General features: G+C 67.0%; 29 protein-coding genes. 8 read left to right on the top strand and 21 right to left on the bottom strand.

Annotated features, from left to right (window positions below):
- Window positions 1-23: 23 nt before the first annotated feature.
- Window positions 24-1,154, top strand: a complete 1,131-nt coding sequence (gene tgt, locus SPI01S_RS15400; protein WP_066724390.1) for a tRNA guanosine(34) transglycosylase Tgt — start codon at window positions 24-26, stop codon at window positions 1,152-1,154.
- A gap of 267 nt (window positions 1,155-1,421) precedes the next feature.
- On the opposite strand, the gene SPI01S_RS22390 is transcribed toward tgt, so the two are convergent.
- Entirely contained in the window at window positions 1,422-1,943 is a 522-nt protein-coding gene (locus tag SPI01S_RS22390; protein ID WP_157084734.1) for a hypothetical protein, read from the bottom strand.
- Window positions 1,944-2,250: 307 nt separating this feature from the next.
- Here SPI01S_RS22390 and SPI01S_RS22385 point away from each other — a divergent pair, with 307 nt between their 5' ends.
- A complete protein-coding gene (locus tag SPI01S_RS22385; RefSeq protein WP_157084733.1) occupies window positions 2,251-2,412 on the top strand; it encodes a hypothetical protein in 162 nt (53 codons plus the stop codon).
- An 82-nt stretch (window positions 2,413-2,494) separates the two neighbouring features.
- Here SPI01S_RS22385 and SPI01S_RS15395 read toward each other — a convergent pair whose 3' ends face one another.
- The 9 genes from SPI01S_RS15395 to SPI01S_RS15355 all read right to left on the bottom strand — a co-directional run bounded on the left by SPI01S_RS15395 (window position 2,495) and on the right by SPI01S_RS15355 (window position 8,762).
- Complete coding sequence (locus SPI01S_RS15395) at window positions 2,495-2,902, bottom strand: Mth938-like domain-containing protein (RefSeq protein ID WP_174539116.1); 408 nt, start codon at window positions 2,900-2,902, stop codon at window positions 2,495-2,497.
- A complete protein-coding gene (secF, locus tag SPI01S_RS15390) occupies window positions 2,868-3,839 on the bottom strand; it encodes a protein translocase subunit SecF (protein ID WP_066724387.1) in 972 nt (323 codons plus the stop codon). Before secF ends, SPI01S_RS15395 begins: the two co-directional genes overlap by 35 nt.
- A 12-nt stretch (window positions 3,840-3,851) precedes the next feature.
- Window positions 3,852-5,438: a protein translocase subunit SecD gene (gene secD / locus SPI01S_RS15385; RefSeq protein WP_066724385.1), complete on the bottom strand. Its 1,587-nt coding sequence runs from the start codon at window positions 5,436-5,438 to the stop codon at window positions 3,852-3,854.
- Window positions 5,438-5,776, bottom strand: a complete 339-nt coding sequence (gene yajC / locus SPI01S_RS15380) for a preprotein translocase subunit YajC (RefSeq protein WP_066724382.1) — start codon at window positions 5,774-5,776, stop codon at window positions 5,438-5,440. Before yajC ends, secD begins: the two co-directional genes overlap by 1 nt.
- Before the next feature lie 127 nt (window positions 5,777-5,903).
- Window positions 5,904-7,205, bottom strand: coding sequence for a hemolysin family protein (locus tag SPI01S_RS15375; RefSeq protein ID WP_066724380.1), 1,302 nt, complete (start codon window positions 7,203-7,205; stop codon window positions 5,904-5,906).
- A gap of 63 nt (window positions 7,206-7,268) precedes the next feature.
- On the bottom strand, window positions 7,269-7,775 hold the full coding sequence (locus SPI01S_RS15370; RefSeq protein ID WP_066724377.1) for a hypothetical protein: 507 nt from the start codon (window positions 7,773-7,775) through the stop codon (window positions 7,269-7,271).
- A 64-nt stretch (window positions 7,776-7,839) separates the two neighbouring features.
- The gene (locus SPI01S_RS15365) at window positions 7,840-8,268 is read right to left on the bottom strand and encodes a nucleoside deaminase (protein WP_066724374.1); all 429 of its coding nucleotides are present in this window, start codon (window positions 8,266-8,268) and stop codon (window positions 7,840-7,842) included.
- Window positions 8,269-8,331: 63 nt separating this feature from the next.
- Window positions 8,332-8,514 (bottom strand): YqaE/Pmp3 family membrane protein, encoded by a 183-nt coding sequence (locus SPI01S_RS15360; RefSeq protein WP_066724371.1) that lies wholly within the window; start codon window positions 8,512-8,514, stop codon window positions 8,332-8,334.
- The gene (locus tag SPI01S_RS15355; RefSeq protein ID WP_066724369.1) at window positions 8,511-8,762 is read right to left on the bottom strand and encodes a hypothetical protein; all 252 of its coding nucleotides are present in this window, start codon (window positions 8,760-8,762) and stop codon (window positions 8,511-8,513) included. Before SPI01S_RS15355 ends, SPI01S_RS15360 begins: the two co-directional genes overlap by 4 nt.
- Before the next feature lie 147 nt (window positions 8,763-8,909).
- On the opposite strand from SPI01S_RS15355, the gene rpmB reads away from it, so the two are divergent.
- Window positions 8,910-9,209, top strand: a complete 300-nt coding sequence (gene rpmB, locus SPI01S_RS15350; protein WP_066724366.1) for a 50S ribosomal protein L28 — start codon at window positions 8,910-8,912, stop codon at window positions 9,207-9,209.
- 66 nt (window positions 9,210-9,275) lie between these two features.
- Here rpmB and SPI01S_RS15345 read toward each other — a convergent pair whose 3' ends face one another.
- From SPI01S_RS15345 to SPI01S_RS15330, 4 genes are all read right to left on the bottom strand, one after another.
- Window positions 9,276-10,271 carry an esterase-like activity of phytase family protein gene (locus SPI01S_RS15345; protein WP_066724363.1) on the bottom strand — a complete coding sequence of 332 codons (996 nt, stop codon included), beginning with the start codon at window positions 10,269-10,271 and terminating at the stop codon, window positions 9,276-9,278.
- Between the two features lie 198 nt (window positions 10,272-10,469).
- Window positions 10,470-11,192 (bottom strand): acetoacetyl-CoA reductase, encoded by a 723-nt coding sequence (gene phbB, locus SPI01S_RS15340; RefSeq protein WP_066724360.1) that lies wholly within the window; start codon window positions 11,190-11,192, stop codon window positions 10,470-10,472.
- A gap of 35 nt (window positions 11,193-11,227) precedes the next feature.
- Window positions 11,228-12,235, bottom strand: coding sequence for a ferrochelatase (gene hemH, locus SPI01S_RS15335; protein ID WP_066724357.1), 1,008 nt, complete (start codon window positions 12,233-12,235; stop codon window positions 11,228-11,230).
- A complete protein-coding gene (locus SPI01S_RS15330) occupies window positions 12,232-14,475 on the bottom strand; it encodes a xanthine dehydrogenase family protein molybdopterin-binding subunit (protein ID WP_066724556.1) in 2,244 nt (747 codons plus the stop codon). The genes hemH and SPI01S_RS15330 overlap by 4 nt, the downstream gene beginning before the upstream one ends.
- Before the next feature lie 130 nt (window positions 14,476-14,605).
- Here SPI01S_RS15330 and lgt point away from each other — a divergent pair, with 130 nt between their 5' ends.
- The 4 genes from lgt to pgeF are packed head-to-tail and all read left to right on the top strand — an operon-like array spanning window position 14,606 to window position 17,854.
- Window positions 14,606-15,484, top strand: a complete 879-nt coding sequence (gene lgt, locus SPI01S_RS15325; RefSeq protein ID WP_084253505.1) for a prolipoprotein diacylglyceryl transferase — start codon at window positions 14,606-14,608, stop codon at window positions 15,482-15,484.
- A gap of 11 nt (window positions 15,485-15,495) precedes the next feature.
- On the top strand, window positions 15,496-16,590 hold the full coding sequence (locus tag SPI01S_RS15320) for a class I SAM-dependent methyltransferase (protein WP_066724351.1): 1,095 nt from the start codon (window positions 15,496-15,498) through the stop codon (window positions 16,588-16,590).
- The gene (locus tag SPI01S_RS15315; protein WP_066724349.1) at window positions 16,587-17,090 is read left to right on the top strand and encodes a GNAT family N-acetyltransferase; all 504 of its coding nucleotides are present in this window, start codon (window positions 16,587-16,589) and stop codon (window positions 17,088-17,090) included. Before SPI01S_RS15320 ends, SPI01S_RS15315 begins: the two co-directional genes overlap by 4 nt.
- Complete coding sequence (gene pgeF, locus SPI01S_RS15310) at window positions 17,087-17,854, top strand: peptidoglycan editing factor PgeF (protein ID WP_066724347.1); 768 nt, start codon at window positions 17,087-17,089, stop codon at window positions 17,852-17,854. Before SPI01S_RS15315 ends, pgeF begins: the two co-directional genes overlap by 4 nt.
- A gap of 3 nt (window positions 17,855-17,857) precedes the next feature.
- On the opposite strand, the gene SPI01S_RS22380 is transcribed toward pgeF, so the two are convergent.
- From SPI01S_RS22380 to SPI01S_RS15280, 7 genes are all read right to left on the bottom strand, one after another.
- Window positions 17,858-18,007, bottom strand: a complete 150-nt coding sequence (locus SPI01S_RS22380) for a hypothetical protein (protein WP_157084732.1) — start codon at window positions 18,005-18,007, stop codon at window positions 17,858-17,860.
- A gap of 51 nt (window positions 18,008-18,058) precedes the next feature.
- Window positions 18,059-18,436: a hypothetical protein gene (locus SPI01S_RS15305; RefSeq protein ID WP_157084731.1), complete on the bottom strand. Its 378-nt coding sequence runs from the start codon at window positions 18,434-18,436 to the stop codon at window positions 18,059-18,061.
- Between the two features lie 88 nt (window positions 18,437-18,524).
- Window positions 18,525-19,436: a hemolysin family protein gene (locus tag SPI01S_RS15300; protein ID WP_066724342.1), complete on the bottom strand. Its 912-nt coding sequence runs from the start codon at window positions 19,434-19,436 to the stop codon at window positions 18,525-18,527.
- 8 nt (window positions 19,437-19,444) lie between these two features.
- Window positions 19,445-19,954 carry an rRNA maturation RNase YbeY gene (ybeY, locus tag SPI01S_RS15295; protein WP_066724340.1) on the bottom strand — a complete coding sequence of 170 codons (510 nt, stop codon included), beginning with the start codon at window positions 19,952-19,954 and terminating at the stop codon, window positions 19,445-19,447.
- Entirely contained in the window at window positions 19,954-20,346 is a 393-nt protein-coding gene (locus SPI01S_RS15290; protein WP_066724338.1) for a type II toxin-antitoxin system VapC family toxin, read from the bottom strand. The genes ybeY and SPI01S_RS15290 overlap by 1 nt, the downstream gene beginning before the upstream one ends.
- Window positions 20,343-20,591, bottom strand: a complete 249-nt coding sequence (locus SPI01S_RS15285; protein WP_066724335.1) for a type II toxin-antitoxin system VapB family antitoxin — start codon at window positions 20,589-20,591, stop codon at window positions 20,343-20,345. The genes SPI01S_RS15290 and SPI01S_RS15285 overlap by 4 nt, the downstream gene beginning before the upstream one ends.
- Window positions 20,592-20,642: 51 nt before the next feature.
- Window positions 20,643-21,647 (bottom strand): PhoH family protein, encoded by a 1,005-nt coding sequence (locus SPI01S_RS15280; RefSeq protein WP_066724333.1) that lies wholly within the window; start codon window positions 21,645-21,647, stop codon window positions 20,643-20,645.
- 530 nt (window positions 21,648-22,177) lie between these two features.
- Between SPI01S_RS15280 and SPI01S_RS23090 the strand changes: the two genes are divergently transcribed.
- Complete coding sequence (locus tag SPI01S_RS23090; RefSeq protein ID WP_066724331.1) at window positions 22,178-22,783, top strand: PEPxxWA-CTERM sorting domain-containing protein; 606 nt, start codon at window positions 22,178-22,180, stop codon at window positions 22,781-22,783.
- Window positions 22,784-22,817 lie beyond the last annotated feature (34 nt).

Below are 22,817 nucleotides of genomic sequence, written 5' to 3'. Positions count from 1 at the left end.
CCCAAACGCGCCAATAGCACCCCATGCCCCGTTTCCAGTTCACCATCCACGCCACCGACGGCAAGGCGCGTCGCGGCACCATCGCCATGCAGCGCGGCGAGATCCGCACGCCCGCCTTTATGCCGGTCGGCACCGCCGCCACCGTGAAAGCCGTGAAGCCGCAGGACGTGCGCGCATCCGGCGCCGACATCCTGCTCGGCAACACCTATCACCTGATGCTGCGCCCCACCGCCGAGCGCGTCGCGCGGCTGGGCGGGCTGCACAAGTTCATGGGCTGGGACCGGCCGATCCTCACCGATTCGGGCGGCTATCAGGTGATGAGCCTGTCGGAGCTCACCAAGCGCAGCGAGGAAGGCGTCGCCTTCGCCTCGCACCTCGACGGCTCGCGCCACATGATGAGCCCCGAACGCTCGATGGAGATCCAGCGGCTGCTCGGCTCGGACATCGTCATGGCGTTCGACGAGCTGGTGCCGACCACCTCGACCCGCGACGTGCAGGCCAAGGCGATGGAACGATCGATGCGCTGGGCCAAGCGCAGCCGCGCCGGCTTCGATTCGGGTGAGGAACACGCCGCCCGCGCCGCCCTGTTCGGCATCCAGCAGGGCGCGCTCGACGAGGGGCTGCGCAAGGCGAGCGCCGACGCGCTGAAGGACATCGGGTTCGACGGCTATGCGGTCGGCGGCCTCGCGGTGGGCGAGGGCCAGGAGGCGATGTTCGGCGTGCTCGACTATGCGCCGGGCCAGCTCGACGAAGCCAAGCCCCGCTACCTGATGGGCGTCGGCAAGCCCGACGACATTGTCGGCGCAGTCGAGCGCGGCATCGACATGTTCGATTGCGTGCTGCCCACCCGCTCGGGCCGCACCGGCCAGGCGTTTACGCGAACCGGCCCGATCAACATCCGCAACGCCAAGTTCGCCGAGGACCAGGGCCCGCTCGACCCCACCTGCCCCTGCCCGGTCTGCGGCACCTGGAGCCGCGCCTATCTCCACCATCTCGTCCGCGCCGGCGAAATCCTGGGCGCGATGCTGATGACCGAGCACAATCTCTGGTTCTACCAGACCCTGATGGCGGATCTGCGCGCGGCGATCGAGGAACAGCGGCTTACCGCCTTCGCCAATGATTTCCGGGCAAAGTATCAGGCGAAGCAGGGCTGAGCCGCGGCAGCGTCTCCGTGACACACACCGCTCCGCCCCTTTAGTCTCCCGCTGAAAGGGAGAGGCCGCGCACGCAAGACGTCGGCATCCGTCCGCCGGTGCTGCTCGCCACGAAATAGGGATATTGTGAGGGCTAGTTCGGAAACAGATTTCGGTTAGTCAGTAAACTGTCACTGTAATTCTAGCATATTTTCAGCGCATTTTGCCTCAATAGCCATTTCGAAGGCAACGGATGATCGCCGGAACGACCATCCATTCCCCCGTATATTACGAAGCTTGTACGATGACAAACTTTTCGTATTCCCCTACACCGTATTGACAATTGACGACACCGCCGCCTGGAGCAGTAGGCGCCTTTACGCTGCTGCCATCCAGACGCAGGAATACCTTATCGAACTGTACGGATTCGATAGAGGCACTGAGGTCAGCGTTAAGAACAAGCCTGAACCTCTCATATTCCATTGCGGTATATTGGCAGTTAACAACCCCTCCGCCGCTGCCGGAAAACCCTACGACGCCCCTTCCATCCATTCGCAAAAACACATTCTTGAATTGCGCCGATTCGAAAGAAACTGTGCCGTCTCGATTGTCCGACAGAATGAATTTCTCGTAAGGGCCAGCATTGTACTGGCCATTCACGACCCCGGCGCCATTGGGACTGGTGGTATTTACTCCACTGCCATCTAGCCGCAAAAATACATTCGGGAATCTACGCGACTTGATATTCACGTGAGTCACCGCCGCATTTTCGACAAGCTCGTCTTTTTTCAATTCTGCCACGTCGCTCATAAGATTTTTCCAATACAAAACAGCACGTCGTAAAATTACCACGCGCTCCACCTTGCATTTATCTATCTGATCATCGAGTCAGCTATTGCGGCCGTTGGCTATTCATAATCCGATACGCCCGGGCTGTATATGATTATGTCGGTTCGTTTTATAATAAAGACGAAGATTCGTAGATTTATATTTCGCGCATATTTACGATCTCTTTGGCCGATGGCGCCGGCGATTCCGGGGATATTCCGGGGATATTCCAGCGCATCTCCATCGCTGGACGGGGCATCTGTGGCAGGGGCGTTTTGGCGGGGTGGTGATGGATGAAGCGCATCTCGGCCACACCATGCGCGACGTCTCGCTGAACCCGGTGCGGGCACCTGATGACGCGCTGGCGCCGTTCGTGGATGCGATTGTCCAAGGCACGGCCCGCCGGTCCGGCCCGAAGCGACACGCCTATGGTTCGCGCAGTATCTGCTGAACGACGCGTTCGATCCGGATCGCTGGGCGGCGGCGCCGGCGCGGCTGGAACGCGCGCTGCCCGCCTTGTTCGCTATGGAAGTTCAGGCGAGCGGGTAGAGCGCCCCTGCAACCCAGCGCAGCTCGGCGCGCAGCACGCCCCAGGCGCGTGCCGCCGCGCGGCTGTCCATCGCCTCGATGCCGATGCCGCGCGCACCCAGCGCCTTTACAAGGCTCAGCGGCGGGCGCACCAGCGTCGCGCCGGTGCCGAGCAGCAGGAATTCCGGCTGCGGATCTAGTGCGAAGGCCGCTTCGAGGTCGGCCTCGGTCAGCTCGGCGACCACCGGGGGCGACCATCCGTCCGCGCGCTGTGGCGTGATGATCAGCCCGTGATAGACATTCTCGTCGACGCGAAAGCCGCCGCCGGAAAATCCGGAGATCAGCGGCCCCTCGGCGCTGCGCCGCTCGATCTTCACGTCACGGCCGCTCGCGCGGCGCCACGCGCTCGGCATTGTCGGCGATCGAATCGGCCTTTTCGCGCTTCACGCCGGGCTTGAGGCCCAGGGTGATCAGCAGCGAGGACGAGACGTAGATCGACGAATAGGTGCCGACCACGATGCCCAGCATCATTGCCGAGGTGAAGCCGCGCAGCACGTGCCCGCCCCAGATCAGCAGCGACGCCAGCGCGATAAGGATGGTGAGCGAGGTCATCACGGTACGCGGCAGCGTCTCGTTGACCGAGAGGTCGATCAGCTCGCTCATCCCCATCTTGCGGTACTTACGCATGTTCTCGCGGATTCGGTCGTCGATCACCATCTTGTCGTTGATCGAATAGCCGATGATCGTCAGCACCGCGGCGACGATGTTGAGATCGAACACCAGCTGGGTCAGCGCGAAGAAGCCCAGCGTCATCAGCACGTCGTGCAGGATCGCCACCGCGGTCGAGACGCCGAACTGCCATTCGTAGCGCAGCCACGAGAAGATCGCGATGCCGACGATCGCCAGCACCACGGCGAGCACGCCGTTGCGGATCAGCTCGTTCGAGACCTTGCCGGAGACGGTGGAGTAGGTGGAGAAGGTGGCGCCGGGGAATTTCGCCGCGACCGCCGCCTTCACCCGCTCGACCATCGCATTGGTCGCGCCCGGATCGTTCGACTTCGGCACCGGCAGGCGGATGGTAACGAGGTTCTTGCCGCCCATTTCCTGCAGCGTGGCCTCGCCGTAACCGAGCTGGTTCACCGTCTCGCGCAGCTGGTCGGTCGGCGGGGCCGAGGTGAACTTCTCCTCGATCGACACGCCGCCGACGAAGTCGACGCCATAGTTCAGGCCGTGCACCGCGACGAGACCGATCGCGGCCACCGTCAGCAGCGCGGTGATCGCGAACGCGATGAACCGGATGCGGACGAAGCCGATATTGGTGTTGTCGGGTACGATCTTGAGGAGCCGCATGTCGGCGCTTCCTTAAATGTGGATCTCGCTCGGGCGCTTGCGGCGCAGCCAGAGCGTGACGAGCATGCGCGTGAACACCACGGCGGTGAAGACGGAGCTGGCGATGCCGATCAGCAGCACCACCGCGAAGCCGCGGATCGGGCCCGAGCCGAGCACCAGCATGATCGCGCCGGCGATCGCGTGAGTGACGTTGGCTTCGAAGATGGTGCGGCTGGCTTCCTTGTAGCCCAGCTCCACCGCCTGCATCACGCTGCGCCCGCGGCGGCGTTCCTCGCGGATACGCTCGTTGATCAGCACGTTGGCGTCGACCGCGGTACCGATGGTCAGGACGAAGCCGGCGATGCCGGGCAGCGTCAGCGTGGCGTTGAGCATGCCCATCACCGCGAGGATCACCAGCACGTTGAGCGTCACGGCGATGTTCGCATAGACGCCGAAGCGGCCATAGGTCAGCACCATGAACACCACCACCGCGACGATCGCGATCACCGATGCGGTGATGCCGGCGCGGATCGAATCGTTGCCGAGTTCGGGGCTGACGGTCGATTCCTGCACGACCTTCAGGTTGATCGGCAGCTTGCCCGACCGCAGCGCGACGGCAAGCTGGTTGGCGCTGTCGACCGTGAACCCGCCCGAGATCGAGGCGCTGCCGCCGAGGATCGGCGTGTTGATGTTCGGGGCCGAGATCACCTTGTTGTCGACGATGATCGCGAACGGCTTGCCGGTATTTTCGGTGGTCACCCGGGCGAAGCGCTTGGCGCCGGCGCCGTCGAGCTGCAGCGTCACGTCGGGACGGCCCTGCTCGTCATAGCTCTGCTTGGCATCGACCAGCATGTCGCCGGTGATCATCGCGGTGCGGTTGACCACGATCGGCGCGCCGTTCTCGTACTGGAGCAGCTGCGAGGTGACGGGAATGTCGCCGCTGGCAATCTGCTGCGGCGTCACGCTCAGGTCGACCAGCTTGAATTCCAGCTTGGCGGTCTTGCCGAGCAGCGCCTTGAGCTGGCTGGGGTCCTGCAGGCCCGGTACCTGCACGACGATGCGGTTGCTGCCTTCGCGGATCACGGTCGGCTCGCGGGTGCCGAGCGCGTTGATGCGCTTGTCGACCACTTCGCGCGCGTCGTTCATCGCGGTTTCGATCTGCTGGTTCAGGCCCGCCTGGGTGGGCGTCAGCACGAAACGGGTCGAATCGACGACGGAGATTTCCCAGTCGCGCTGGCCGGTGGTGCCGACGCCGTTGGTCATCGGCAGCAGCTTCTCGCGCGCCGCATCCACCTTGCCGGGATCCCGGACCATGAAGCTCAGCTTGCCGCCGGCGATCGAGATGTCGCCGATTTCCACGCGCGGATCGCGGCGCATCGCCAGGCGCACCTGCTCGCGCATCTGCTCGAGCTTGGTCTGCTGCACGTCGCTCGTATCGCCCTCGAGGAGCAGGTTCGAACCGCCCGCGAGATCGAGGCCGAGATTGACGGCGGGCTTGGGCACCCAGTGCGGCCAGGTGTTGCGGATGCTCTCCGGCACCAGGCTCGGCACGGCGAGCAGGACCATCAGGGCAAGGCCGAGCGTGATCGACCAGACCTTCCAGCGCGGGAAATCCAGCATCAGTCGTTCGCGGGCTTGGCGCCGTGCGGGCGCACTTCAGCGAGCGTCGACTTGATCGCGCGGACCTTGACGTTGGGGCCGAGCTCGATCTCGACCTCGGTTTCGTCGACGCGGGTGACCTTGCCGATCAACCCGCCGGCGGTGATGACGGTGTCGTTCTTCTTCACCGACTTCACCGCGTCCTGCAGCGACTTCATCCGCTTCTGCTGCGGACGGATCATCAGGAAGTAGAAGACGACGAAGATCAGGACGAGCGGTGCGACCGACGCGATCCCGGCCAGAGTGCTACCCTGACCAGCCGCGCCTGCGGCCTGTGCATATGCTGGAGTGGCGAACATGGGTTCCCGAAAAGCCTGAAGTTAGGGACGCGGAATGGCCCCATTCAAGCCGCGGGCGCTACCATGCGCGGGATGAGGGCGCAACTATAAGGGGCGCGGTCGATTTCGCGCCGCTGGATACCGCCTGTCAGCCGGCGCCGCGACTCACCAGCAGCTTGTCGATCTTGCGGCCGTCGAGGTCGACGATCTCGAACCGCCAGCCCTGCTGCTCGAACACCTCGCCCTCCACCGGCAGGTGCTTGAACACCGCCAGCGCCAGGCCCGCGACTGTTGCGTAATCACGATCCTCGGGCAGGTCGATGCCGAGGCGTTCGGCGAGCTGGTCCGCCGGCGTCGCACCCGCGACGAGCAACGAGCCGTCCTCACGCACGACGATATTGGGATTGTCGCCCGGCTCAGCGTCCGACGCGAATTCGCCGGCGATCGCCGCCAGCAGGTTGGCCGGCGTGACGATCCCTTCGAAATGACCATACTCGTCGTGGACCAGCCCCATCGGCACCTCGGCCTGGCGCAGCGCGGTGAGCGCGTCCATCGCGTCGACCTGGTCGGGCAGGACCGGCGCCTTGCGCATCAGCTTGCGCAGGTCGAGCGGCTCGCCGCGGAACAGCGCCGCGGCGATGTCGCGCGCCTGGACCACGCCGATCACGGCGTCGATCGAGCCCTCGGCCACCGGCAGGCGGGTGTGCGGCGTCGCCAGCAGCTCCTCGCGGATGCCGGCGCCGTCGAGGTCCACGTCGAGCCAGTCGACCTGGGTGCGCGGCGTCATCACCTCGCGCACCGGCCGATCGGCGAGGCGGACGACGCCGGAAATGATCGAGCGCTCATGCTCCTCGATCACGCCCGACTTGCTCGCTTCGGCGACGATCAGGTGGAGCTCCTCGGCAGTGACCCGATTCTCCGATTCGCGGTTGAGGCGCAGCAGGCGGAACACCAGCCCGGTCGACGAATCGAGCAGCCAGACGACCGGCGCCGTGCCCCAGGAAAGCCAGCGCATCGGCAGCGCCATCGCCGCTGCGATCGGTTCGGGCGAGCGCAGCGCGAACTGCTTGGGCACCAGCTCGCCCACCACGAGCGAGAAATAGGTGGTGAGACCGATGACCACGGTGATGCCCAGCGTGTGCGCCAGCTCCGCGGAAAGGCCCAGTGCCTCGATACGCTTGCCCACCGGCTCGCCCAGGCTGGCGCCCGAATAGGCACCGGCGACGATGCCGATCAGGGTGATGCCGATCTGGACGGTGGACAGGAACTTGCCGGGGTCCTCGGCGAGCTCGATCGCGGTCTTGGCGCCGCGATTGCCCAGCCGGGCCAGCGCCTCCAGCCGCGCCGGGCGCGCGGAGACGATCGCCAGCTCCGACATGGAGAAAATGCCGTTGATCGCGATCAGCACGAAGATGATCGCTACGTCGATCCAGGGAAAAGGTGCGCTCATGGTGCACCGCCCTCATATCCGCAGCGGCGCCCTGTTCACAACCTTTTGCGGTGCGAAGACGATTTAGAGCTTCTGCGCCGCCAGAATCGCGGGATCGCTGGCAAGCCCGTGCAGATAGGCGTGACGCGCCGGAGAGCCCGGCCGCAGCGCGCGCAAATGCCGTTGCTGCTCGGGCGTAAGCTGGAACTGGGCATAGCCCCGCGCCCGCAGGCAGCTGGAAACGGTATCCTGCAAAAGTGTCCGCACTTCCTTCATGCGCTGCGCCGGCCGGGTGCGCTCGACGATTCGGCTCGAATCATTGGCGATCTGGATCGCCCGATCGACATCGCCCCCCATCGACAGGCTCGCTTCGTTGTTCTCGAGCTGGGACGATGCCTGCTTGAACACCTTCGCCGCCTCGGTATTCGACACGTCGAGATAATAGCCCTCGCGCCCGCAGGCGACGGCGTCGTCGCGATAGGTCTCGATCGTGACGCCGGGCTTGCCCCAGCTCAGCATCGGCCGATCGGCGGCCGCCGCTGCGAAAGGCAGCAGCAGCAACGCTCCGGCAAGGCAGTGCGGCAGACGCATCGGCACCTCTCCCGTTTTTTCGCATGCTACACCGATTGCGGCCAGGCAGCCAGCCTGCGGTGGATCAGCGCCGGGCGCGGAAGAAGTCGCGCAGCACCGATCCCGCCTCGGCCTCGCCGATTCCCGCATAGACCTCCGGGCGATGGTGGCAGGTCGGCTGGCCGAACAGGCGCGGACCATGTTCCACTGCGCCCCCCTTCGGATCGCTCGCACCGTAATAGAGCCGCGCGATTCGGGCATGGGCGATGGCACCGGCACACATCGCGCAGGGCTCGAGCGTCACCCACAGATCGCAATCCTCCAACCGGTCGCGGCCGAGCAGTTGCGCAGCCGCGCGAATCGCCAGCATCTCGGCATGGGCGGTGGGGTCGTGGCGCGCGCGCGGCGCGTTGGCGGCGGTGGCGATCACCGCGCCGTGCAGCACGATCGCCGCGCCCACGGGCACTTCGCCCTGCGCGGCGGCATCGCGCGCCGCCGCCAGCGCGGCCTGCATCGGGGGAGGGAGCGGGAACATCGCGCCCGGCTTAGCCGCGCCGCGTCGTGCGGTCACCTCTGCTCAGGCGGCAGCCCGCGACGGTCGGCGGAACAGCCGCCACAAGGCATAGGCCGCCCCGGGCACGAAGCCGAGCATCGTCAGCCCGCAGGCGATATGGAAAGGCCGCCCCGCCCCTTCCTCCAGATAGATGCCGAACGGCGGCAGCAGGGCCGCCGCCGCGATTCGGCCCGCGGTCGGCGTCATTTCGCCGGCGACGGCGTCGGCTCCGGCGCCTTCTGCACGTCGATGGTCGGCAGCTTCACCTGCTTGTCCTTCATCTCGACGCTCGGCACGCGAACGGTGCTGTTCGATTCGCCGACCGAGACCTTGCCGGTTTCCGCCGCGACCGTCGGCAGCTTGCCGCCGCGCACGTCGACATTGAGAAAGCCCAGCGCGATCAGCACGACGGCAACCAGCACCAGAATTCCCAGCAACCCCAGGATTGCGCGCATCCTCGACTCCTCTTATCGTTTCACCTGCCCAACGCCCCGACGGCGTGCGGGTTGCGCACCGTTCCTCGTGAATCGGTTGACTGCGGCGCGCATCGACGCTAACAGCGCGGCCTTTCCGGCTTACCGCCCAACTCAGGATTTGAAGCGATGTCGCGCATTTGCGAGCTGACCGGCAAGGGCCGGCAGGTGGGACACAATGTTTCCCACGCCAACAACAAGACCAAGCGCACCTTTCTGCCCAACCTGCAGAACGTGACGCTGATCTCGGATTCGCTCGGCAAGAGCATCCGTCTGCGCGTTTCCACGCACGGCCTGCGTTCGGTCGAGCATGTCGGCGGCCTGGACAACTGGCTGCTGAAGTCGAGCGATGAGGATCTCTCGCTGCGCGCCCGTCGCCTGAAGCGCGAAGTGCGCAAGGCGACCGCCGGCACCGCCGAAGCGGCCTGATCTTCCTTAAGATCAACGGTTTGGCCCGCTACTGCATGCAGTGGCGGGTTTTTCCGTGCGTGCTCGCTAGAGGTTCAGGCGGAATTTGAGCAGCAGCGTCTGCTGCCACCATTGCTCGTTGTCGTCCGAGATCATCCACAGCACCAGCGAATCACCTTCGCGCTGCACCGCCAGTCCTTCGAAATTGTCATGCTGGAGCGGCGGCGCGAAGTCCGCGATTTCGGTGCCGTGCAGCACCTGGCCTGCCCGCGCGCCGCGAATGTCGACCAGCTCGATCTTCACGGTGAACAGCGAGGAAAGCGCGAATCGCCGCACCAGCACCAGCAGTCGCCCATCGGGCAGCAGCGCGGCGTCGCTCGGATCATAGCCGGCGGGCGGGACATAGGCGAGGTGGATCGGCTGCGGATTGCCGGTAGTGGGGTCGCTCGGGAACAGCAGGATCTCCCGTTCGGCGACCGGCCCGCCGCGACGCCGGGCGGTTTCCGCGAGGACCAGCATCCGCCCGTCGGCGAGTCGCACCATCGATTCCGCCCCGCCGTTGCGCGGCCAACGCTTCATCGCCTGCGGCGTCGCGCCGCCCAGTCCTTTCCGGAAATCCGGATCATATCGGAAAATCGCGTCCCGCGATTCGAAGCCGATCCAGAATTCGCCCGTCACCGGATCCCGCGTCAGCGATTCGGCATCGCGATCCCCCTTGTACGCGCTGCTGCCCGGGCCGGCCGGCAAATCGCCGAAGCGGAGATCGAAGGGCTGCCAATCGGCGCCCATGCGGAATCGGACGAGGTTGCCGCGATCGCTGACCAGGGTGAATTGATCCCCCACCACGCTCAGCGCCGAGAAGCCGGAGAAGCCGAGGTCGGGGCTCGTCAACCGTACGCCGCCCAGATAGCGGAGCCGCCCCACCGTGGTCCGCCCCGGATCTTCCGGGGCCAGCGGCACGGGGACGGCGTGCATCACCGGATTCGCGCCCAGCGGCGTGCGCAATTCCCTGCCCGAAGCGGACAGGAACAGGATGGAAAGCGCCAGCGGCGGGAGGGCGAGGAAGCGAGGCCGGAAGCGCATGGCTTCCTCTTAACGGCTCCTCCGCCGCCCGCCAGTGCTGCGGATGCGAAGATGAACGGGAAATAACCAATTCGTTCAGGGTTCGCTCAAGGGAACCGCTCTAATGCAAACGAGTTGTACGCGTACATTTGCTCTCGCGTAGCGTATCGAGAGACGCCGGGGGCCGGATCCGCGAGGATCCGGCCCCCCTGTTTTTGGTCAGTACATATGCTGGCCGCCGTTGATCGACAGCGTCGAACCGGTGACGAACCCGCCCTCCTCGGCGCACAGGAACGCCACCGCACGCGCGATCTCGTTCGCCTGGCCCAGCCGACCGACGGGGATCTTGGCGACGATCTTCTCCAGCACGTCCGCCGGCACCGCCGCGACCATGTCCGTATCGATATAGCCCGGCGCGATGGCGTTGACCGTCACGCCGAATCGCGCGCCTTCCTGCGCCAGCGCCTTGGTGAAGCCGTGAATGCCCGACTTGGCGGCGGCATAGTTCACCTGGCCGTACTGGCCGGCCTGGCCGTTGATCGAGCCGATGTTGACGATGCGGCCCCATTTGCGCGTGCGCATGCCCGGGAACACCGCGTGCGCCATGTTGAAGCACCCGCCCAGGTTGATGCGGATCACGTCTTCCCACATCTCGCGGCTCATCTTCAGGATCGTGCCGTCGCGAGTGATGCCGGCATTGTTGACGACGATGTCGACCGGGCCCAGCTCGGCCTCGACCTGCTGGACACCGGCGGCGCAGGCGTCGAAATCGCCGACGTCCCACTTGTACGCCTTGATGCCGGTGCGTTCGGTGAAGGCGGCGGCCTTCTCGTCATTGCCGGCATAGTTGGCGGCGACGGTGATGCCGGCCTCGTTGAGCGCCAGGCTGATCGCCTCGCCGATACCGCGGGTGCCGCCAGTGACGACCGCTACACGTGCCATGTGCATTCCTCTCCACAAATCAAATCAAGAATTGGCTAGGCGGGGTTCACCCAGCCGGCAAGTTCGCGCCCGATAATGTGCTTGAGCAACCCCATGCCCGCGGCGCCGTCATTGAGACAAGGCAAATATGCGAAATCGGTGCCCCCGGAATGGAGGAAGCTCTCGCGGCCGCGGATCGCCAGTTCCTCCAGCGTTTCCAGGCAGTCGGCGGAGAAACCAGGTGCGACGATCGCGATGCGGCGAATGCCGCGGGCCGGTAGCGCCTCCAGCGTCGTGTCTGTCGCGGGCTCCAGCCACTTGGCGCGGCCGAAGCGCGACTGGAAGGTGACGATCAGCTCGCGCCCCAATGCCTCGCCGAGCAGGCGGCCGGTCTTGCGGCAATGGCAGTGATAGGGATCGCCCAGCTCCAGCGTCCGCTGCGGCATGCCGTGGAAGCTGGCGATCACCGCGTCGGGGGTGAAGTCGAGGCCGGCCAGCCCCTCTTCGACGCTGGTCTTGAGCACGTCGATATAGGCGGGATCGTCATAATAAGGCGGCAGCGTGCGCAGCGCCGGCTGCCAGCGCATCGCCATCAGCGCCGCGAAGGCGACGTCGTTGGCGGTCGCGGTCGTCGCCGCGCAATATTGCGGGTAGAGCGGCGCCACCAGGATGCGCTCGCACCCTTCCGCCTTCAGCACGGCGATCTGATCGCCGACCGACGGCTTGCCGTAGCGCATCGCGTGCAGGACCGTCACGTCCGGCCCGAACGCGCCCTCCAGCCCGCGCGCCTGCGCCTTGGTGATCGCGGCGAGCGGCGAGCCGTCCTCGCGCCACACCTGGGCATAGGCATGCGCCGATTTCTTCGGCCGGGTGCGCAGGATGATGCCGCGCAGGATCGGCTGCCAGAGCAAGGGCGGGATCTCGACCACGCGGCGATCGGACAGGAACTCGCCGAGATAGCGCTTCACCGCCCCGGCATCGGGCGCATCGGGGGTGCCGAGATTGACCAGCAGCACGCCGATGCGGGCAGGCGGGATCTTCGGATGGTCGGCAGGCAGGGTCATTCGGCATCCGATAGCAAAGGCAGGCGACGAAATCGCGTGCCGGTGGCGGTTTGTAACGCGTTGGCGATGGCGGGCGCGGTCGGCGGCACGGCGAGTTCGCTCACCCCGCCCGGGTCCGATCCACTCGGCAGGATCTCCACCGTGATATCGGGCGTGTTCGCCAGCGTCGGCAGGGCGAGATCGGCGAAGGTCTGGACGTCGGCGATGTTCTCGCTGAACGTCGTCGGCGCGCCCAGCGCGGCGGCGAGGCCGAACAGCAGCCCGCCCTCGATCTGCTGGCGGACGAGATCGGGATTGACCACGCGCCCGCAATCCACCGCGGCAACCAGCCGCTCGACGACAATCTCGCGCTGCGGGGTCAGATGCGCCTCGGCCATCACCGCGATATACGATCCGCGAAAGGCGTGCGCTGCGATGCCCTGCCCGCTGCCCGGCTCGCCGCCCTGCCAGCCGCCGAGTTGCGCCGCGGTCTGCAGGCAGCGCGCGAGCCGCGGCTGATTGCCGAGCATCGCCATGCGGAACGACAGCGGATCGCGATTGGCGACATGCGCCAGCTCGTCGACGAAGCTCTCGGCGAAGAAGCAGGTGTAGCTGTGCGCCCCGGAGCGCCAATAGCCGGTCGGCACGCCGATCTCGGCCGGGTGATGATCGACCGCGAGGTTCGGGATGGCGTAGGCCGGTACTGCGCCTTCCACGGCGGACGCATCTTCCTTGCCCGGCAGCGCCAGCCCCGCCGCCACGATCGTGTCGCCGGCGAGCAGCCGCGCCGCCAGCTCGCGGCCGGTCGAAGGTGCGGCGATCTTCGCCAGCCAGGCCGAGATGGTGCCGCCCTGCCCCAGCTTGGCGGTTAGCCGCGCGGCGGCGGCGGGGCGGAAACGATCGCGCCGCAGATCCTCATCGCGCGGCCAGGTGAGCTGCACCGGCCGGCCCACCGATTGCGAAACGAGCGCCGCCTGCACGCCGGCGTCGACCTCGAGCTTCGCGCCGAACGAACCGCCGCCGAGCATCGCATGCACCGTCACCCGCGCCGGATCCACGCCCAGCGCCTTGGCCGCCGCCGCGCGCGCCAGCCCCGGTGCCTGGGTCGGCAGCCAGAGCGACAGCCGGCCATGGGCAAAGTCCGCGGTGCAGGTCATCGGCTCGAGCGGCGCATGCGGGGCGAGACCGACGCGATAGTCCGCCGTCACCACCCGCGCGCCGCGGAACTCGGCGGCAAGGTCGCCCTTCGCCGCGATGCGGGCGCCGTCGCCTTCCAGCGCCGCATCGAGCGCCGCGTCGATGCTGTCGTCGTTGACCACCGTCGCGGGGTTGCGGAAGCGCGGCCGCAATGCCTGGAGCGCGCGTTCGGCAGCCCACCAGTTGCTCGCCACCGCTGCCAGCCATTGCTTCGTCGTGACGATCGACAGCATGCCGCGCACGCGATTGGCCGCCTCGCGATCGACATGCACCAGCTCGGTTTCGCCCACCGGCCCCTGCCGGATCGCCGCATGGACCATGTTCGGCAGCCGGACATCGGCCGCGAAATTGGCGCTGCCGTCGATCTTCGCCGGCGCGTCGAGCCGCGGCAGCGGCTGGCCGTACAGCCGTCCGCTATCGCCGCCGCGCAAGGGTGGCTGCGCCGGCACCTTCTCGCGCGCCGCCGCCTCGGCCAGATCGCCGAAGCCCAGCCGCTGGCTGCCGTGGATCACGGCGTTGCCCGCGGTCCCGCACGCCTGCCAGTCCACGCCCCAGCGCCGCGCGGCTGCCTTGCACAGCAACACCCGCGCCGCCGCGCCCGCCTGGCGGAGATCGTCCTCGAAAGCGCGCACCGAGGTGGAGGCCGCGGTGAGCATCAGGTCGGCGCGCGCGGCATGGCTGCGCTGCACCTTCTCCGGCAGGCTTCCCAGCGCCGCGGCGAACAGGGTCTGCGCCGCCAGCGGATTGGCGTAGAGCGGGTTGAGCGGCGCGGGCTCGACGCCGACCAGCTTCCAGTCCGCCCCCAGCTCGTCGGCGAGTATCTGCGGGAGCGCGGTATAGACGCCCTGGCCCATCTCCGCCTGAGGCACCGCGACGCGCACCTGCCCGTCCTTGCCGATCTTCAACCAGGCGCCGAACAGGCTCTCGCCCGGGCCGGCCGCGAGGTTCGGCGCGTAGCTGCGCGGCCACAGGCCCCAGGCAACCACCAGCCCAAGTCCCGCGCCGCCGCCGATCAACAGCCTGCGTCGGTCGAGCCGGATGCGGGGTGCGGAGGTGCCTGCCATCACCTCGCTCTATCGCGGGGCGCGCGCCCACGCCAGCATGGGCTTTCGATCAGCCTGATCGCTCCCCCTTGGGTTTGCGGCATTTTGGCTCTATCGCGGGCGGCAATTGCTTCTCACGCCGGGGATTACCGTGCTGCCAACCCTGCTTGCCGCTGCCGGCGGACATCTTCACTACAACGATCTCCACCTCGATCCGGTGGCGATCAACCTCGGCTTCTTCCAGATCAAATGGTATTCGCTGGCCTATATCAGCGGCATCCTGCTCGGCTGGGTGTACCTGATGAAGCTGCTCGCCCAGCCCGGCGCGCCGATGGCGCGGCGCCATGCCGACGATCTGGTGTTCTACGCCACGCTCGGCATCATCCTGGGGGGCCGGCTCGGCTATGTGATCTTCTACGCGCCGGAGATGTTCGCCAATCCGCTGCAGATCCTGATGCTGTGGGAAGGCGGCATGAGCTTCCATGGCGGCGTGATCGGCACCTCGCTGGCGATTGTCTGGCTGTCGTGGCAGCACAAGCTCAACTGGCTGCGCGTGCATGACTATGTCGTCTGCTGCGCGCCGTTCGGGCTGTTCTTCGGCCGCCTTGCCAATTTCGTGAACGGCGAGCTGTGGGGCAAGCCGGGCGACGTGCCCTGGGCGATCGTGTTCCGCGGCACCGTGGCCGCCGGCCTGCCGGAGCCTGCGCGGCATCCCAGCCAGCTCTACGAGGCGGGCCTCGAAGGGCTGCTGCTGTTCGCGGTGCTCTGGTTCTTCTTCTGGCGCACCGATGCGCGCTACCAGCCGGGCAAGCTCGCCGGCATCTTCCTGCTCGGCTACGGCCTGTGCCGCTTCTTCGTCGAATTCTTCCGCGAGCCCGATCGCCAGCTGGTCTGGCTGGTCGACCTCACCGGCCTGCACATGGGCCAGTGGCTGTGCCTGCCGATGATCGCGGGCGGCCTGTTCCTGATCGCCACCGCCCCCGGCCGCCGCAAGCGGATCGAGGCGATCACCGGGCCGAGCGTCGCCTGACCTGCCCGGCCATGACCAACCCCCTGAACGCCCAGCCCGACGAACGCCGCGACAACGCCGCCGAGCCCGCACTCCCCGAACGGCTGGCGCGCGCGATCACGCTCGCCGGGCCGATTCCGCTCTCGCAGTTCATGGGCGCCGCAAACGCCCATTATTATGCGACCCGCGATCCGCTGGGCGCGCGGGGCGACTTCACCACCGCGCCCGAGATCAGCCAGATGTTCGGCGAGCTGACCGGCCTGTGGCTCGCCGATCTGTGGGATCGCGCCGGCCGCCCCGAGGCCGCCCGCTATGTCGAGTTCGGGCCGGGCCGCGGCACGCTCGCGGCGGACGCGCTGCGGGCGATGGGCAAGGCCGGGTTCGCCCCGCCGGTCGACTTCCTCGAAGCGAGCCCCGTGCTGCGCGCCGCGCAGAAGGAGCGCGTGCCGCACGCCGAATGGCACCTCGATCTGGTCGGCCTGCCGGAGGATGCGCCGCTGCTCGTCGTCGCCAACGAGTTCTTCGACGCACTGCCGATCCGCCAGCTGGTCCACACCGCACAAGGCTGGCGCGAGCGGCTGGTCGCCTGCCAGGACACGCTGTTCCTGCCGGTCACCGGCGATCGCGGCTTCGATCCGGTGATTCCGCCGGCGCTGCGCGATGCCGCGCCGGGTTCGATCCTCGAGACCTCGCCGGCCAGCGTGTCGCTGCTCCGCGCGCTCGCCCAGCGGCTGCTGGCGCAGGGCGGCGCGGCGCTGATCATCGACTATGGCTATGAGGGCCCGGCGATCGGCGACACGCTGCAGGCGGTGCGCGGCCATGCCTTCGCCAATCCGTTCGACGCGCCCGGCGAGGCGGACCTCACCGCGCATGTCGATTTCGGCACGCTCAAGGAAGCAGCAGAGGCCGAGGGGCTGACCGTCCATGGCCCGGTGACGCAGGGCGATTTCCTGAAAGCGCTCGGCATCGACGACCGCGCCCGTGCGCTGGCCCGCGTGGCGCCGGAGCGCGGCGACGCCATCGCCAGCGATCGCAACCGGCTGGTCGGCGACGACCAGATGGGATCGCTGTTCAAGGTAATCGCGCTCACCGCGCCGGGCTGGCCAGTACCGGCGGGGTTCGCATGACCTTCCGCGACGCCACCCCCGCCGATGCCGCCGCGATCGACGCGGTGTTTCGGGAAAGCTTCCAGGCGACCTTCGCGCATCTGTACGCGCCCGAGGATCTCACCGCCTTCCTCGCAAAGTTCACGATCGAGGGCTGGGCCGAGGAGCTGGCCGATCCGGCGTTCGCCTTCCGGGTCATCGAGGATGCGGAAGGCATCGCCGGCTATTGCAAGCTCGGGCCGATAAGCCTGCCTGCCACGCCGCACGGCCCCGCGATCGAACTCCGCCAGCTCTACCTGCTCGATCGCGCCAAGGGCAGCGGCGCCGCGCAGGCGCTGATGGACTGGGCGCTCGCCACCGCCCGCGCACGCGGCGCCGCCGAGATGTGGCTCTCCGTCTATGTCGACAACCACCGCGCCAAGCGCTTCTACCAGCGCTACGGCTTCGAGGATCGCGGACCCTATGCCTTCATGGTGGGCAACCATGCCGATGAGGATCGACTGATGCGGCTGGCCCTGTGAGCAACGTGGAAGTGAACCGCGGCCGCGCACTGGCGGGCGTGCCGCACGGCTTTCTCGGTCGCATCGGCGGCGTCTCTACGGGCGTGGTCGCGGGGCTCAACGTCGGCACCGGATCGAACGACGATCCCGCGGCCATCGCCGAGAATCGCTGCCGCGCGGTTCAGGCCGTGCTGCCCGGCGCGCGGCTGGTCACCGTCTACCAGGTCCATTCGGCCGATGCGGTGACGGTGATCGCGCCGTTCGACGAGGCGCTGCGCCCCAAGGCCGATGCGCTGGTCACCAACCAGCCGGGGCTGGTGCTGGGCATCCTCACCGCCGACTGCGCGCCGGTGCTGTTCGCCGATCGCGAAGCCGGCGTCGTCGCTGCCGCGCATGCCGGCTGGAAGGGCGCGATCGGCGGCGTCACCGATTCGACGATCGCCGCAATGGAAGCGCTGGGCGCCCGCCGCGATCGTATCGCCGCCGCGATCGGCCCCTGCATCGCGCGTGCGAGCTACGAAGTCGACGCCGGCTTCTTCCGCCGCTTCTGCGAGCAGGACCCGGCCAATGAGCGCTTCTTCGCCGATGGCCGGACCGAACATTTCCAGTTCGACCTGGAAGCCTATGTCGTCCACCGGCTGGCGATGGCCGGGCTGCGGACCATCGAGGCGATGGGCCTCGACACCTATGCGAACGAGCTCCGCTTCTTCAGCTTCCGCCGCGCCACGCACCGCGGCGAGCCCGACTATGGTCGACAGATCAGCCTGATCGGACTCGCCGGATAGGCGTCAGAAGCGCACCGGCACGCCCAGCATCACCTGGTGGCTGCTGTTGTCCACATGGGCATAGTCGAGCCGCAGCCCCACCCGATCGGCGACGCGCCATTCGGCCCCGCCGCCGACGACGAAGCTGCTGCTCCAGCCGTGCACGTCCTGCACCCCGGCGTTGTTGGTAAGCCGGTAGCGGTTTCCACCAAAGCCACCCTTGCCTTACAGCATCAGCTTCGGCCTGACGACAAAGCCCAGGCGGCCGGTAGCGCGAAATCCGAACCGCGGGGACTGGGCGTAGCGGAAGCTGTCGCGGATCACCGCCTCGGGCGAACCGCCGCCGGCCGTAAACTCCGCTTCCGCCCCCAGCCGCCAACGGCGCGCAATCGCCACATCGTAACTGGCAAAACTGCCGCCGCCGAAAGCGGTATCACGATAGTAACGGCTGGAATATGGACGGTCGTTCACTTTCACGTCGAGATAGAAATGGTGCTCTATCACCCCAGCTTCGACGCCTGCGGCCAGACCGGTGAACGCCATTTCCTGCGCATGCGCAGTCCCCGCGCCAACCAGTGCGGCAACACCCAATATCCAACGCATCCCACACTCCCCTGTCGAGAGCTTCAGGCTAACCGCACCCGACTAAACTGGTGATGAACAATATATGCCTGTCACGCAGTTTGAGAAGTTATGCCGCATCCTCCGCGCGCATTTCGGGTGGATGCAGCCGCAGGCGGTTGACCTTGCGCTCGTCGGCATCGATGACTTCGAGCTTCCAGCCGCTGCCATGCTCGAGACATTCGCCGACTGCCGGCACATGCCCCGCCAGCACGAAGGCGAGACCGCCGATCGTATCGACATCTTCCTCAACCTCAGCCAGACGCGGGTCGACCGTCTCGGCGACGTCCTCCAGCTCGGCACGCGCATCGGCTTCCCAGCCGCCGCCGTCGATCGGCACGATCAGCGCGGCCGGCGCCTCGTCATGCTCGTCCTCGATCTCGCCGACGATTTCCTCGATCAGGTCCTCGATGGTGATCAGCCCCTCGGTGCCCGAATATTCGTCGAGCACGACGGCGAGGTGCGTCCGCTTGACGCGCATCTGCGCGAGCAGATCGAGCGCCCCCATCGATTGCGGCACGTAGAGCGGCTGGCGGATCAGCCCGGAAATGTCCGGCGGATAGGTCTCGCCCTTGGCCAGGATCTCGAACACGTCCTTGATATGGACCATGCCGATGATCGTATCGAGCTCCTCGCGATAGACAGGCAGGCGGCTATGGCCGGCTTCGGCAAACAGCTGGACGAGATCGGCGAAGCTGGTCTGCTCCTCCACCGCAATGATGTCGGCACGGGGCACGCCGACATCGCCGGCATCGCGCTCGCCGAAATGCAGCAGGTTCTTGAGCATCTGCCGCTCGATCGGGGCAAGGTCGCCGGCCGGCGGGGTGCCGCCCTCGCTCTCATGCTCCTCGATGGCTTCTTCCAGGCGATCGCGCAGCGATTCCTCCTGTTCCTCGCCGAACAGGAGCGCGCGCAAACTGCGCCAGATGCCGCCGTTTTCGTGTCGGTGTTCGGGCGAGCCGGTACTAGGGCCCTCGTTCATGTTGGTGGTCAGTCCTCGCGTACGGGATAGGGATCGTGCAGGTTCAGCGCCGACATGGCGGCCTGTTCCATCGCCTCCATGGCTTCCGCCTCGCCATCCTCGATATGATCATAGCCTAGCAGATGCAGCATGCCATGGACAATCAGATGCGTGGCATGATCTTCCACGGATATGCCGCGCTCGCTCGCTTCGGCCGAACAGACGCCGTGCGCAAGCACGATATCGCCCAGCAATACTTCGCCATCATCGCTGTTCTGCGTGACGGTATCGAGCAGGTCGGGCTGGATCATCGGGAAGGACAGCACGTTTGTCGGCTTGTCCTTGTCCCGATACTGGCGGTTGAGCGTGTGGACTTCGTCGTCGCTGGTGAAGCGCACCGCGACTTCGATCGCCGTCGGCGAGCCCTGCCAGTCGGCATAGGGCGTCTGCGCCAGCGCCGCCTCGGCCGCGCGCAGCGCGAGCGCCTCCCAGTCGCCGTCGGGCCAGGGGGATTCGGGGAGGGCGGCAACGTCAAGCATCAGGCGAGGTCCGTCTGGACAAAGTCATTTCCCTTGTAGAGCAAGCGGGCGTTGTTCGCGACGGCGCAGGCATAGGCGAAGCAATCCCCCATGTTGAGCGCGGCCGGGTGCACGCCCTTGCCGTAAACCGCATAACTCCGCAGTGCCAGATCGGCTTCCTGCTCGCCGATCGCGATCATGCGGATGCGCAGTTCCTCGGCAAAGGCAAAGGTGCGCTGCGTCGCCTCGGGCAGCGTCAGCCGATAGGATTTGTGCAGACCGACGATCGTCTCCCATCGCGCGACCGGCGACCAGATCGCGTCCTCGTCGAGCAGCCGGGCCAGCATCGACTCGCGTTCGGACTCGCCGCCCAGAATCGCGATGGCGGCCGATGCGTCGACGAACAGCGTCACAGATCGCCGGAAAGCGAATCAAAGAACGCCTTGTCCGCTGTCGCTTCGCGCGGTTCGGGCGTGGGGAAGCGCGCGTCGAATCGCGCGAGCCAGTCGCGCGCCCGGGCCAGTGTGTCGTCACCGCTGCGCTGTTCCAGCGCGTCGATGGCACGGCGCACTGCCTCGGTCTTGGAAAGGCCGAGACGGGTTGCGAGACGGCTTACCCGCTCGTTTGTCTCGCTGTCCTTGATGTAGAGCGATGCCACGCCGCGTCTCCGAAAGGGATATCCCAAATGTAGGCCGGGATATCCCGCGCTTCAACCTTCGCCCTCATAGGCCGCGACAATCCGGCCCACGATCGGATGGCGCACCACATCGCCGATGCCGAAGCGCACCATCGAGATGCCCTCCACGCCCTCCAGCCGGTTGACCGCGTCGTTCAGCCCCGATGCGTTCGGCCCGCCGGGAAGATCGGTCTGGTTGGGGTCGCCGCAGATCACCATCCGGCTGTTCTGGCCGAATCGCGTCAGGAACATCTTCATCTGCATCGGCGTGGTGTTCTGCGCCTCGTCGAGGATGACGAAGGCGTCGGCCAGCGTGCGGCCCCGCATGAAGGCGATCGGCGCGATCTCGATCTCGCCGCTGGCGATCCGTCGCTCGACCTGCTCGGCGGGCAGGCAATCATACAGCGCGTCGTAGATCGGGCGGAGATAGGGATCGACCTTTTCCTTCATGTCGCCGGGCAGGAAGCCGAGCCGCTCGCCCGCCTCCACCGCCGGACGCGACAGGATCAGCCGCTGGACACTGCCGGTGATCAGCTGCGCCACCGCCTGCGCCACCGCCAGATAGGTCTTGCCGGTGCCCGCCGGGCCGAGGGCGAAGATCAGGTCGTTCGAGGCGAGCTCGCGCATGTAATGCGTCTGCGTCACCGAACGCGGCACGATCGTCTTCTTGCGCGTGCGGATCATGATCGACGGCTTGGGGCCGCCACCCGCCGGCTCGGCGCGGAGGATGCCCGTGAACATCGGCTCGGTCGACATCGCGATCACCGCGTCGATCAGCCCGCCATCGACCGCCTCGCCGCGGATAACCCGGCTGTGCAGTTCCTGCAGCACCTCGCGGGCATGCGCCACTGCCTCGGTACCGCCTTCGATCACCACTCGCTGACCGCGCGCGTGGATGTACACGCCCAGCCGCTCCTCGAGCATCAGCAGGTTGGCATCGAACTCTCCGAAGAGCTGCGGCAGGAGCTGGGGCTTGTCGAAGGTCACCTCTACCCGGGAACGTTCGCCGGACTGGGCGGGGACAGGCTTGCGGCTCATGCGGTCCTTTCGGTGTTGGCGCGGGGCGCGGGGATCATGCGGCCCCGAAGGGGCAAGCCTTGGCATCGGGCGGAGGTTCCTTGGCGCATGTCGATGGACAAGATGGCAGACGGAGATGCGGCTGCACAGGGGGGATCGCCGTCCGTGCCGTAATGCCGCACGCGTGTGACGCGGTTGCGACACCGTACGCCGACCCGGCGCGCATTGCGGGTGACCCGCACGTGCCGAAACGGGATCGGCAGCGGGCATCACCGCCTTGGAAGCCCGGTCACCAGCGGCTAACCGCCCTGCCACACATCCGTAACAATCAAGGTCCGCGATGAAGTATCTGCTTCGGGGCGCACTCGCATGCACGCTCCTGTTCTACGCCGGCTCGTCGCTGGCAGCCACGGCGAGCGCGCCGCTCGAATCGGGACAGCGCTGAGACGCAATCCCGCGGGAGTGAGACGGAATCCCGCAACGCCGCGGTCGAGACCGAACCGCCCGGTCGCTAGAAGATCCCTAACCATTCGTTGCGAAGGAAAAGAACAATGAAGTCCGCATTCACGGCGGTTGCCGCCGCCCTGCTCGCGACCGCCGGCACCGCCCAGGCCGCGCCGATCCTCGATACCGGCGCCGGCACCACCAGCGTCTCGAGCGCGATGTCGGTCACCAACACCCGCAGCCTCGCCGGCTATTTCAGCCTCGACAAGGCCGTCACCGTCGACGGCATCTATGGCTGGATCGGCGGCGACGAAGGCGCGCGCCTCATCGCCAACATCTACAGCGAGATCGATTTCGTGCCGGCGAACCTGCTGTACTCGGTCGATTTCGTGAACCGCGGCACGGTCGACTGGCAGGGCGCCGATTCGCTGAAATGGGCCCTGGGCGCAGGCTCCTATTTCGTCGTCTTCTCGGCGAGCGACGATTCGAAGAGCTACATGCCCGGTGGCGCGTCGCAGCCGCTGGTCGCCTATCTCCACGGCAGCGAAGGCAATTGGCGCCGCCTGCGCGAGCAGAATCTCGGCATCCGCCTGACCGGCACCAGCGGCGGCGCGGTGCCCGAGCCGGCTGCCTGGGCGATGCTGATCGGCGGCTTCGGCCTCGCCGGCGGCGCGATCCGCACCCGCCGCAAGCGCCCGGCAGCGCTGGCCTGAGAATCGCCCAGCCGGGACCGCCACGCCGGTCCCG

It is taken from the genome of Sphingomonas pituitosa NBRC 102491 (genome assembly GCF_001598435.1).
Lineage (GTDB): Bacteria > Pseudomonadota > Alphaproteobacteria > Sphingomonadales > Sphingomonadaceae > Sphingomonas > Sphingomonas pituitosa.
This window is presented reverse-complemented; position numbering and strand designations above follow the sequence as displayed.

Bases quoted from the DNA above. Each gene is read 5' to 3' on its own strand.
- secF (WP_066724387.1), bottom strand. From the start codon at position 3,839: ATGCGGCTCCTCAAGATCGTACCCGACAACACCAATATCGGCTTCGTC.
- SPI01S_RS15360 (WP_066724371.1), bottom strand. From the start codon at position 8,514: ATGACGCCGACCGCGGGCCGAATCGCGGCGGCGGCCCTGCTGCCGCCG.
- SPI01S_RS15300 (WP_066724342.1), bottom strand. From the start codon at position 19,436: ATGAACGAGGGCCCTAGTACCGGCTCGCCCGAACACCGACACGAAAAC.
- SPI01S_RS22390 (WP_157084734.1), bottom strand. From the start codon at position 1,943: ATGAGCGACGTGGCAGAATTGAAAAAAGACGAGCTTGTCGAAAATGCG.
- phbB (WP_066724360.1), bottom strand. From the start codon at position 11,192: ATGGCACGTGTAGCGGTCGTCACTGGCGGCACCCGCGGTATCGGCGAG.
- SPI01S_RS15320 (WP_066724351.1), top strand. From the start codon at position 15,496: ATGACCAACCCCCTGAACGCCCAGCCCGACGAACGCCGCGACAACGCC.
- SPI01S_RS15280 (WP_066724333.1), bottom strand. From the start codon at position 21,647: ATGAGCCGCAAGCCTGTCCCCGCCCAGTCCGGCGAACGTTCCCGGGTA.
- SPI01S_RS15375 (WP_066724380.1), bottom strand. From the start codon at position 7,205: ATGAGCGCACCTTTTCCCTGGATCGACGTAGCGATCATCTTCGTGCTG.
- SPI01S_RS15345 (WP_066724363.1), bottom strand. From the start codon at position 10,271: ATGCGCTTCCGGCCTCGCTTCCTCGCCCTCCCGCCGCTGGCGCTTTCC.
- yajC (WP_066724382.1), bottom strand. From the start codon at position 5,776: ATGTTCGCCACTCCAGCATATGCACAGGCCGCAGGCGCGGCTGGTCAG.
- SPI01S_RS15355 (WP_066724369.1), bottom strand. From the start codon at position 8,762: ATGCGCGCAATCCTGGGGTTGCTGGGAATTCTGGTGCTGGTTGCCGTC.
- tgt (WP_066724390.1), top strand. From the start codon at position 24: ATGCCCCGTTTCCAGTTCACCATCCACGCCACCGACGGCAAGGCGCGT.
- SPI01S_RS15365 (WP_066724374.1), bottom strand. From the start codon at position 8,268: ATGCAGGCCGCGCTGGCGGCGGCGCGCGATGCCGCCGCGCAGGGCGAA.
- rpmB (WP_066724366.1), top strand. From the start codon at position 8,910: ATGTCGCGCATTTGCGAGCTGACCGGCAAGGGCCGGCAGGTGGGACAC.
- SPI01S_RS23090 (WP_066724331.1), top strand. From the start codon at position 22,178: ATGAAGTCCGCATTCACGGCGGTTGCCGCCGCCCTGCTCGCGACCGCC.
- SPI01S_RS22385 (WP_157084733.1), top strand. From the start codon at position 2,251: ATGGATGAAGCGCATCTCGGCCACACCATGCGCGACGTCTCGCTGAAC.
- ybeY (WP_066724340.1), bottom strand. From the start codon at position 19,954: ATGCTTGACGTTGCCGCCCTCCCCGAATCCCCCTGGCCCGACGGCGAC.
- secD (WP_066724385.1), bottom strand. From the start codon at position 5,438: ATGCTGGATTTCCCGCGCTGGAAGGTCTGGTCGATCACGCTCGGCCTT.
- hemH (WP_066724357.1), bottom strand. From the start codon at position 12,235: ATGACCCTGCCTGCCGACCATCCGAAGATCCCGCCTGCCCGCATCGGC.
- SPI01S_RS15330 (WP_066724556.1), bottom strand. From the start codon at position 14,475: ATGGCAGGCACCTCCGCACCCCGCATCCGGCTCGACCGACGCAGGCTG.
- SPI01S_RS15315 (WP_066724349.1), top strand. From the start codon at position 16,587: ATGACCTTCCGCGACGCCACCCCCGCCGATGCCGCCGCGATCGACGCG.
- SPI01S_RS15370 (WP_066724377.1), bottom strand. From the start codon at position 7,775: ATGCGTCTGCCGCACTGCCTTGCCGGAGCGTTGCTGCTGCTGCCTTTC.
- SPI01S_RS15395 (WP_174539116.1), bottom strand. From the start codon at position 2,902: ATGCCGAGCGCGTGGCGCCGCGCGAGCGGCCGTGACGTGAAGATCGAG.
- SPI01S_RS15305 (WP_157084731.1), bottom strand. From the start codon at position 18,436: ATGCGTTGGATATTGGGTGTTGCCGCACTGGTTGGCGCGGGGACTGCG.